Origin of the sequence: Vibrio sp. 10N.261.55.A7 (assembly GCF_002877365.1) — a bacterium.
GTDB lineage: Bacteria > Pseudomonadota > Gammaproteobacteria > Enterobacterales > Vibrionaceae > Vibrio.
Window position 1 is genome coordinate 1 of sequence record NZ_MCWZ01000301.1, and the last position, 10,112, is coordinate 10,112.

The 10,112-nt window shown below is 43.6% G+C and carries 8 protein-coding genes and 1 tRNA gene; 8 read left to right on the forward strand and 1 reads right to left on the reverse strand.

The features are described 5' to 3' along the window. Positions 1–76: transfer RNA gene (locus tag BCU12_RS17285), tRNA-Gly, on the forward strand. A 577-nt stretch (positions 77–653) separates the two neighbouring features. Here BCU12_RS17285 and queG read toward each other — a convergent pair. Beyond that, the gene (queG, locus tag BCU12_RS17290; RefSeq protein ID WP_102405498.1) at positions 654–1,778 is read right to left on the reverse strand and encodes a tRNA epoxyqueuosine(34) reductase QueG; all 1,125 of its coding nucleotides are present in this window, start codon (positions 1,776–1,778) and stop codon (positions 654–656) included. 208 nt (positions 1,779–1,986) lie between these two features. On the opposite strand from queG, the gene tsaE reads away from it, so the two are divergent. The 7 genes from tsaE to hflK all read left to right on the forward strand — a co-directional run bounded on the left by tsaE (position 1,987) and on the right by hflK (position 10,105). Then, complete coding sequence (tsaE, locus tag BCU12_RS17295) at positions 1,987–2,451, forward strand: tRNA (adenosine(37)-N6)-threonylcarbamoyltransferase complex ATPase subunit type 1 TsaE (RefSeq protein ID WP_102405499.1); 465 nt, start codon at positions 1,987–1,989, stop codon at positions 2,449–2,451. 44 nt (positions 2,452–2,495) lie between these two features. Further along, positions 2,496–4,184, forward strand: coding sequence for a LysM peptidoglycan-binding domain-containing protein (locus tag BCU12_RS17300; protein WP_102405536.1), 1,689 nt, complete (start codon positions 2,496–2,498; stop codon positions 4,182–4,184). An 8-nt stretch (positions 4,185–4,192) separates the two neighbouring features. Then, positions 4,193–6,142 carry a DNA mismatch repair endonuclease MutL gene (gene mutL / locus BCU12_RS17305; RefSeq protein WP_102405500.1) on the forward strand — a complete coding sequence of 650 codons (1,950 nt, stop codon included), beginning with the start codon at positions 4,193–4,195 and terminating at the stop codon, positions 6,140–6,142. A gap of 9 nt (positions 6,143–6,151) precedes the next feature. Further along, complete coding sequence (gene miaA, locus BCU12_RS17310; protein WP_102405501.1) at positions 6,152–7,084, forward strand: tRNA (adenosine(37)-N6)-dimethylallyltransferase MiaA; 933 nt, start codon at positions 6,152–6,154, stop codon at positions 7,082–7,084. 202 nt (positions 7,085–7,286) lie between these two features. Beyond that, on the forward strand, positions 7,287–7,544 hold the full coding sequence (gene hfq / locus BCU12_RS17315; RefSeq protein ID WP_102405502.1) for an RNA chaperone Hfq: 258 nt from the start codon (positions 7,287–7,289) through the stop codon (positions 7,542–7,544). Positions 7,545–7,585: 41 nt separating this feature from the next. Next, positions 7,586–8,875, forward strand: a complete 1,290-nt coding sequence (hflX, locus tag BCU12_RS17320) for a ribosome rescue GTPase HflX (protein ID WP_102405503.1) — start codon at positions 7,586–7,588, stop codon at positions 8,873–8,875. Positions 8,876–8,920: 45 nt separating this feature from the next. Beyond that, positions 8,921–10,105, forward strand: a complete 1,185-nt coding sequence (gene hflK, locus BCU12_RS17325) for an FtsH protease activity modulator HflK (RefSeq protein ID WP_102405504.1) — start codon at positions 8,921–8,923, stop codon at positions 10,103–10,105. Positions 10,106–10,112: the final 7 nt, after the last annotated feature.

Here is a 10,112-nt window from a genome sequence, read left to right on the forward strand (position 1 = left end):
GCGATACTAGCTCAGTTGGTAGAGCGCAACCTTGCCAAGGTTGAGGTCATCGGTTCGAACCCGATGTATCGCTCCAACACTTTCTTCGAATATTAATTCTAAGAAAGATAGCTCTTCATTAGTGATTGAACTTTCACTACAGCCTTATGGCTCTGCTCTTTTCTATCATGCTGAGAAGCATAACCCCCAAGAATGAATTCAACACTGCCTCACGGTGAGTGTTTTTGATTGTTTAAATTCCTCTTTAGTATTGATAGCGCTCAACACCGCGTCATTGCTGGCATTGGAAGTTAGTTTGTACTGTCTGTCAACAGAGTTATCCACATATTTTTACATGTGGATAAGTTGGTGGGTAAACTGATTTTTCGGGCTAGAAGCGATGAGATGTAATCGATCTTCGCTGTTTATGGTAATATCATTACCGATATTTATTTTCGCATAAACTATTGATATAGGATGGTTTTTTATTATATCAAGGGTATTATTTAGACATTATTTAGGATCGTTAAGTGATTGTTTTTTGATCCTAATCATTTCTTTGCTTTGTGGCTAACTTCATTGAGATATAGAAAACGTCGTCTAGTTTAGTTTTTTTTCCACATTTATCTTTTTTAGAACTAAGTCAAAATTTATACAATGAATTTATGTAAGATTCATGCATCTCGTGGCAGGCCTTTTTCTATCACTCTTATCAATCTTTGATTTCTGCTATCTACTTTTTTATCTAATATTGGGGTTTGAGCTTTCTGCTGCGAAATAGCCCAGTTTAAATGAACGTCTAAATTGTCATCCAAGCCTAATCGGCTTTCTAGGGCGAGGATAATATTTGAGGAATAGGGCGCATTACCCATTGCGATAGAAAGATTACGCAACCACTGAATATGTCCAATTCTACGAATCGCTGAGCCTTCCATCTTTTGCAGGAATTCACTTTCGCTCCAGCCGAATAGTGAAACTAGGTCTGCGTTAGATAATGCCTCACGACGATGAAAGTCTGTCTGTTCTGTCAGATCTGCATGTCGATTCCATGGACACACAAGCTGACAATCATCACATCCATAGATGCGATTGCCCATAGGCTTTCTAAACTCTTCAGGGATGATTCCGTCAAATTCTATGGTGAGATAGGAAATACACCGCCGCGCGTCAACGACTCCGTCGGCAATGATGGCTTGAGTTGGACAAGAGGTAATGCAAGCGGTGCATTTACCACATTCGTTGTCACTTGGCTTATCAATGGGCAGAGGTAAGTCTATTAATAGCTCCCCCAGAAAAAACCATGAGCCCGTCTCTTTATCCAGCAACAAAGAGTGTTTTCCAGCCCAGCCCAGCCCCGCTTTTTGAGCAAGTGGTCGCTCTAAGATAGGGGCGGTATCTACAAAAGGGCGGTAACCAAATTCCCCCACTTCTTGCTCTATCTTTTTTCCAAGCTTTTTTAATTGGTTGCGGATAAGCTTGTGGTAATCTCGGCCTAATGCGTAGCGACTAATATAGGCTTGAGTTTTATCCGATAAGTTAGAGGCAAATTGAGCATTAGGAGGAAGGTAATCCATTCTAGCGCTAATGACACGAATCGTTCCGGGTAAGAGCTCTGCAGGACGAGCTCTCATCATACCGTGACGAGCCATCCAATCCATGTCGCCATAGAGACCGGCATCAATACTTTTCTGGAGCTGAGGTTCATGTGCAGAAAGGTCGATGTCACAGATGCCTACTTTTTGAAAACCAAGCTCAATAGCCCATTCTTTTATTTGATCAGCGAGATGTTGATAATCCATAGGAAGAGAGCCTGGTGAAATAGGGGGCGGGATCTTACAAGATCTTATTGCAAGGATCTAGCAGTAAGATGACTTTAATACTGGGTTTATTTGCCATTATTTGCGTTTTATTACGTAAGAGCTCTTGTCTCTCAATTCTAACCCAGTTTACTATTCCTATTCTTTTGATTTATATATAGTCAGTTTGAGTAAGTTCGAGAACCCAACCATGAAGACAAAACATTTTACCTTGATCAATGAAGAGGCGACGATTCAAGTCGGTACTCTATTAGCGAATCTATGCTCAGAGCAGACAACTATTTATTTACATGGTGACCTTGGCGCTGGAAAAACGACGTTCAGCCGAGGTTTTGTTCGCGCACTTGGTCATCAAGGTAATGTAAAAAGCCCAACCTATACTCTCGTTGAACCTTATCAATTGGATAAATGGCAGGTTTACCACTTTGATTTATACCGTCTGGCCGATCCTGAAGAGCTTGAATTTATGGGAATTCGAGATTACTTCACCTCAGACGCGATTTGTTTGGTTGAATGGCCAGAAAAAGGGAAAGGTCTGCTACCACAGCCAGATCTTGATATTGAATTACGCTACCAAGGCGAGCAGCGAGAGATTACCTTGACTGCTAACAATGAGTATGGGTTTTCCTTGCTCAGTCAATTGGAGCTAAGTTGAGCATTCAAACCATTTTCATGATGAGACAAGCATTAAAGAATAAAATGAAAGTAGTCACTATCGCACGTGTGTTTACAGCAATCTGTTTGCTTTTTTCTCAATCTCTTTGGGCTAATGCACTTGAAGGTGTTCGAGTTTGGCCATCTCCAGATGAGACGCGAGTCGTCATAGACCTAAAAGCAGAAGCTGACTTTAGCTATTTTACCTTGAGTAGCCCAAACCGATTGGTTGTCGATTTAAATAAAACGACGCTCAATACGAAACTGCCATTAAAGGTGACCGACAGCCCTGTTTTGACTCAGGTCCGAAAAAGTACCCCGCCGGAAAAGAGCACGTATCGATTAGTGTTTGAACTAAAGCGTAATGTATCGGCAAATATATTTAAGCTTGCCCCGACACCTGGTGGTCAGTATGGGCATCGTTTGGTGATTGATTTACCTCATGGTACGACTTCGAGCAAGCCCGCGGCCAAGCCTGCTCCCACAGTTAATAAAGATGCTTCGTCGATAACCCGGCAAGAAGACATTGTGATTGTGATTGATCCTGGTCACGGTGGAGAGGACCCAGGTTCAATCGGCCCTACTCGCAAGTATGAAAAGAATGCAACGCTTAGTATCTCAAAGAAAATAGCAGCCCAGCTGAATGCGATTCCTGGCATTAAGGCAAGGCTCACCCGAAATGGTGATTACTTTGTCAATCTCAACCGCCGTGTAGCGATTGCGAGCGAAAATAATGCGCACTTATTGATATCTATCCACGCGGATGCATTTACCACACCACAGCCTCGTGGAGGCTCTGTATTCGTCCTTAACACACGTCGCGCGAATACTGAGATATCTCGCTGGATTGAAGATAAAGAGAAGCAATCAGAACTCCTAGGCGGTGGTGGAGCAGCATTCCCGAGTAGTATTAATGATAAAAATGTCAATCAAACACTTTTAGACCTTCAGTTTAGCCACTCACAGAAAGAGGGGTATAAATTAGCGACTGAGATTCTCTCTGAAATGGGGAAAGTTGCGAAGCTACATAACTCGAAACCGATTAACACTAGCTTAGCGGTATTGAGATCTCCTCAGATCCCATCAGTGTTAGTAGAGACAGGGTTCATCTCTAACCCGACCGAAGAAAAGCTATTATTCCAGCGTTCACACCAAGACAAATTAGCAAGGTCAATTACCAAAGCTGTCGTGAAATATTTGAAGGCTAACCCTCCTGAAGGAACCTCTTTTAAAGCGCAGACTAAAGCTCAAAGCTATAAGGTGAAGAGTGGGGACTCATTGTCGGCAATTGCTAAAAAGTTTGGGACTTCTATTAGCGTGTTAATGAAGGAGAACAACCTCAAAAGCAGCGGCTTGGCGATAGGTCAGGTACTCAGGATTCCAGGCAGTGCAAGTGTGTCTTCTGCGGTCAATACTGTCGAAACTCAAGTGATTACACATACTGTTCGTTCTGGGGATTACTTAGGTAGAATTGCGGGTAAATACAAAGTATCAGTGAACGCAATCAAGCGTGAGAATGGCTTGCGATCAGACACCTTGAAGCTTGGACAGAAACTGAAGATCACGGTCAGTGTTAAAGATGCGCCAATTCGAAAGCACAAGGTTCAAAGAGGCGAGTTCCTTGGAAAGATCGCGAGCAAGTATGGTGTGACGGTTAGCAGTATTCGTCAAGCCAATAAGCTAAGATCTGATGAGCTGGCGATCGGCCAAGTATTGATCATACCGAATAAGTAGCGTATCCCATGACGATTAAGATTTTACCAGCTCGACTTGCAAACCAAATAGCAGCAGGCGAAGTAGTCGAAAGACCAGCTTCTGTCGTGAAGGAGCTGGTAGAGAACAGCCTTGATTCTGGTGCGAGTCGTATCGATATCGACATAGAAAAAGGGGGGGCAAAGCTCATTCGAGTCCGTGACAACGGAAAAGGGATAGAGAAAGATGAATTAGGGTTGGCACTGAGCCGTCATGCAACCTCAAAAATTCATTCTTTGGATGATCTTGAAGCCATTGTCAGTTTAGGTTTTCGTGGAGAGGCGCTAGCCAGTATTAGTTCTGTCTCTCGCTTAACCATGACATCGCGTCCCGCCACACAAGAACAAGCTTGGTCTGCCTACAGTGAAGGGCGAGAGATGCAAGTAAAACTCAAGCCAACTGCGCATCCAATCGGCACCAGTGTTGAAGTCCTCGACCTGTTTTTTAATACCCCAGCACGGCGTAAATTTCTTCGAACAGAGAAAACGGAATTTACCCATATTGACGAGCTTATTAAACGCATCGCTTTAAGCTGCTTTGACGTTACGATTAATCTCACACATAACGGTAAATCAATTCGACAATATCGCGCTGCCAAAACTGAGGCGCAGGCTGAAAAACGGATTGCGGCTGTTTGCGGTTCGGGCTTTGTTAAAAACATGCTTAAGATTGAATTAGAGCATCAAGGTCTAAACTTGCATGGCTGGATTACAACGCCCGAGGGCGCTCGTCAGCAAAATGATCTTCAGTATTGCTATGTCAATGGTCGCATGATGAGAGATAAGTTGATCAATCATGCTATTCGCCAGAGCTACGAGCACACATTACGCCCTGATCAGTTTGCGACCTACATTCTGTTTATTGAGATCGATCCTCATCAAGTGGATGTTAATGTACACCCAGCAAAGCATGAAGTTCGCTTTCATCAAGCTAGGCTTGTGCATGATTTTATCTATCAAGCATTAAGTGATGCTTTGTCTCAAAGTGACCACATTGCTGAACCAAAAGTGACGGAGTCCGCTTTTCATCAGACAAACTTACCGGATGACAAAAAGCATGAATTGTCACCGCAAGTCATTGCAGCTGTTGAACAAACGCCCAATTATCCCAATAAATCATCTAGCATCGCTAGTGGACAAATCTCGGAATCTCGACCATCAAACGAGTGGGTGAGTACTCAACCCTCTCAGCCAAGATCTGCACCTGTTTCTAAAGTTAAGATGCCTGAAACCCCGAGTCAGAAAGAGTTGACGGCTTATACTCAACTCTTATCGACACCCGTTACGGAATCGACTCTAAAGGTGAGTAAAGCAGAAACACCTGTGCCATTGCCTGTTGCTAGACAAACTGAGGAGCATCAAGCTGAGCCAATAGAGTCCTTGGGTAAGGCGATTTGCATAACGTCTGGGCGGTATGTTGTGATGGGCTCTAAACAAGGTTGTGTGCTTGTTTCACTATCAAAAGCCGAATGGCTTCGTAATCGCGGCCAACTGGATACCCAGCAGAATAATCTGACTAGCCAGCCATTGTTAGTGCCGTTATCACTCAAAGTGGGTGATGAACAGTGCGCTATTGCTGATAAGCTTCAGCAGCAGTTGAATAGATTGGGGATCCAAATTAAGGATCGAAATAAGCAGTCTTTAATGATCATGGGGGTTCCCCAGCCGTTGAGGCAACAAAATCTACAAAAAATCATCCCAGATCTGTTATCTTACGCGCAATCATTGGGGGGCGACGATCATCAGCTGTGCGAAGCTAATACGTTGGCTGACTGGTTAGCGGATCATATAACCCAAGTAAAAAGCGACTACACTTTATCGGAAGCAATTCAAATTATTGCGGAACTAGAACAGCTTTGGCATGGTCAACTACCTTTAGATGATCCTCATTTTGTTCAACCGGTAGATTTTTCATCGACGATGACCGCGTTATTGGCTTGATAAGAGATAATGAACGATAAATTACCTTTGGCTCTTTTTTTGATGGGCCCAACAGCATCAGGAAAAACGGATTTAGCGATCCGTTTAAAGCAGAAGTTTCCTGTTGAGATCATTAGTGTGGATTCAGCACTGATCTACAAAGATATGGATATTGGTACCGCTAAGCCAGATGAAAATGAATTGGCACTCGCTCCACACCGTCTTATTGATATATTGGATCCTAGTGAAGCGTATTCTGCCGCTGACTTTCGTCGAGATGCATTGTCTGAAATGAATCGTATTGTTTCTGAAGGAAAAATACCGCTACTTGTTGGCGGCACGATGTTGTATTACAAGGCTTTGTTGGAAGGTTTGTCACCACTTCCTGCTGCCGACCCTGAAATCAGAAAAGAGATAGAGCAACAGGCGGCCACATCCGGTTGGCAAGTCTTGCACGATCAATTACGAGAGATTGATCCGGTTTCAGCTACAAGAATTCACCCTAATGACCCACAAAGATTGTCTAGGGCATTGGAAGTTTACCGGATTTCAGGTAAAACTCTTACTGAGCTGACGGAAATTAAGGGTGAAAGCCTACCATTTCGAGTCAAGCAGTTTGCTATAGCCCCCAAGGAAAGGGCAGAGCTCCACCGTCGAATAGAACTTCGCTTTAACAATATGATGGAAGCCGGTTTTGAAGAAGAAATGAAGGCGTTGTACGCCCGAGACGATCTTCACCCTGAGCTTCCTTCTATTCGTTGTGTAGGCTATCGACAGATGTGGGACTATTTAGATGGGAACTGCACAAAAGATGAAGCAATTTTTCGCGGAATCTGTGCAACTCGTCAATTGGCCAAGCGTCAGATCACCTGGTTGCGCAGCTGGGATGATTTAACTTGGTTAGATAGTGAAAACGTTGAACACGCGCTGGTTACTCTATCAAACGCAATAGCAAATGATTAATTTGGCCGTGTATGACGTGATCATTTTTGCGTGAATACACCCTGTGAAAGATCTGTTACTTGAAAAATGTAGTCATTGCCTACATAACTAGTAGCAACGGGGTATTATTACTCGTTTAGCTCAGATGCAAAGCACGACTATTTATGTTGCACACAACCACTAGCTAAATAATTACAACAAAATACAAAATAAGGAAAATAAAATGGCTAAGGGGCAATCTTTACAAGACCCATTCTTGAATGCACTCCGTCGAGAGCGTATTCCCGTTTCAATCTATCTTGTTAACGGCATTAAACTACAAGGGCAAATTGAATCGTTTGATCAATTCGTGATTCTATTGAAGAACACCGTTAACCAAATGGTTTATAAGCATGCTATTTCTACCGTGGTTCCAGCTCGCGCGGTAAGTCATCACAATGGCGATCGTCCAGAGCGTTCACAAGAGAAATCTGAAGATTAACAGCCTGATTTTATTTATTTCGACAATAAGGGGTTTGCCGCTTGTTTGACCGTTATGAAGCCGGTGAGCGAGCCGTACTTGTTCATATAAACTTCACGCAAGAGGGTGAGTGGGAAGATTTAAGCGAATGCGAAATGCTTGTTTCTTCTGCTGGAGTATCGACGCTGCAAGTCATCACTGGTAGTCGTCAATCTCCACACCCTAAATACTATGTTGGAGAGGGAAAAGCTCAAGAGATCGCTCAAGCTGTTCAACTAGTTAGTGCCGATGTCGTGATTTTCAATCATGCACTTTCACCTGCCCAAGAAAGAAACCTTGAAGCCTTGTGTCAATGCCGAGTGTTAGACCGTACCGGTCTGATCTTAGATATTTTTGCGCAACGAGCTCGAACTCATGAAGGTAAATTACAGGTTGAGCTTGCTCAACTGCGTCATATTTCTACCCGATTGATCCGAGGTTGGACTCACCTTGAAAGACAGAAAGGTGGTATTGGCTTACGTGGTCCAGGTGAGACGCAGTTAGAAACCGACAGACGATTACTGCGTGATCGAATTAAAACGATCTTAAAGCGTTTGGCCAAAGTTGCGAAGCAGCGAGAACAGGGTCGTAGAGCAAGAAACCGCGCTGAAATTCCAACCATTTCATTGGTCGGGTATACCAACGCGGGAAAATCGACACTGTTTAACTGTATAACGAAGGCTGGCGTTTATGCGGCAGACCAATTGTTTGCAACGCTAGACCCAACTCTAAGAAAGATTGATCTGGCCGATGTTGGTACTGCAATATTAGCGGATACCGTTGGTTTTATTCGACATCTTCCTCATGATTTGGTCGCTGCTTTTAAAGCAACATTACAAGAGACGCAAGAAGCTGACATTTTGTTACATGTTGTTGATGCCAGTGACGACCGCTTTCGTGAGAACATTCAAGCTGTTCATGACGTGCTAGAAGAGATCGATGCTCACGAAATCCCAACTCTTGTCGTGATGAACAAGATTGATAACCTAGACGGACAGAAGCCGAGAATTGACACAGACGAGGAAGGTAATCCACGTACTGTTTGGGTCTCAGCAATGGAAGGAAAAGGTATCGAGCTATTGTTTGAAGCGCTAACCGAGCGGTTATCGAGTCAAATGGTAAATTATCAACTACGAATCCCACCTGAGTATCAGGGTAGAATTCGCAGTGCATTTTTCCAGTTGAACTGTATTCAACAAGAAGAATATGACCAAGATGGCGATCTGCTGATCGATATTAGAATGCAGCAAGTTGATTGGTCAAAGTTAGAGAAAAGAGAAGAGGCAGTTTTACGTGACTTTATAGTTACTTAAAGGACTGCTAAAGTATAACGTCATACCTAATGATGGAGCTTTCTAATGGCGTGGAATGAGCCTGGTAATAACAACGGCAATAACGGCCGCGATAAAGACCCTTGGGGTAATAAAGATAATCGCGGTGGCCGAGATCAAGGACCGCCAGATTTAGACGAAGTGTTCAATAAACTGAGTCAAAAACTGGGTGGCAAGTTTGGCAAAAAAGGCGGAAAAGGCCCTTCTATTGGTGGCGGCGGTGCAATTGGCTTAGGTGTCGTTGCAGCAATCGCAGTCGCAGTGTGGTTCTTTTCAGGCTTCTATACAATTGGTGAAGCTGAACGTGGTGTTGTATTGCGCTTAGGCAAGTACGACCGCATTGTTGATCCTGGTTTGAACTGGCGCCCTGCTGGTATTGATAGCTATGAAGCGGTTAACGTTCAAGCGATCCGTTCTTTACGTGGCTCAGGTTTGATGCTGACGAAAGATGAGAACGTCGTTACCGTAGGCATGGATATTCAGTACCGTGTTGCTGATCCATACAAATACTTATATACAGTAACTAACGCAGACGATAGCTTACGCCAAGCAACTGACTCCGCACTACGTGCTGTGATTGGTGATTCTTTGATGGATAGCATTCTGACAAGTGGTCGTCAGCAAATTCGTCAAAGTACTCAAGAGACATTGAATGACATTATCGATTCATACGATATGGGTCTAATTATTATTGATGTGAACTTCCAGTCTGCGCGTCCACCAGAGCAAGTTAAAGACTCGTTCGATGATGCTATTGCGGCACGAGAAGATGAAGAGCGTTTTGAGCGTGAAGCGGAAGCGTATCGTAACGATGTCTTACCGAAAGCAACGGGTCGTGCAGAACGTTTGAAAAGAGAAGCTCTTGGTTACTCTGAACGTACGGTTAACGCAGCAATTGGTGAAGTGGCTCAGTTTGAGAAACTTTTACCAGAATACACTGCGGCACCTGAAGTAACACGTAATCGTATGTATCTAGATGCAATGGAACAAGTTTACTCAAGCACATCGAAAGTACTCATTGATTCTGAGTCTAGTGGCAACCTTCTGTATCTTCCAATTGATAAATTGGCGGGGAAAGAAGATAGCTCAAAAACGAATCGTAAGTCATCATCTGGTTCGACTTATGACCAAATTGAACTTGAGTCTCACGATACTGACTCACAGTCAGATTCACAATCCCGTACTTCGGGCTCACGTCAAGGGAGATACTAAAAATGCG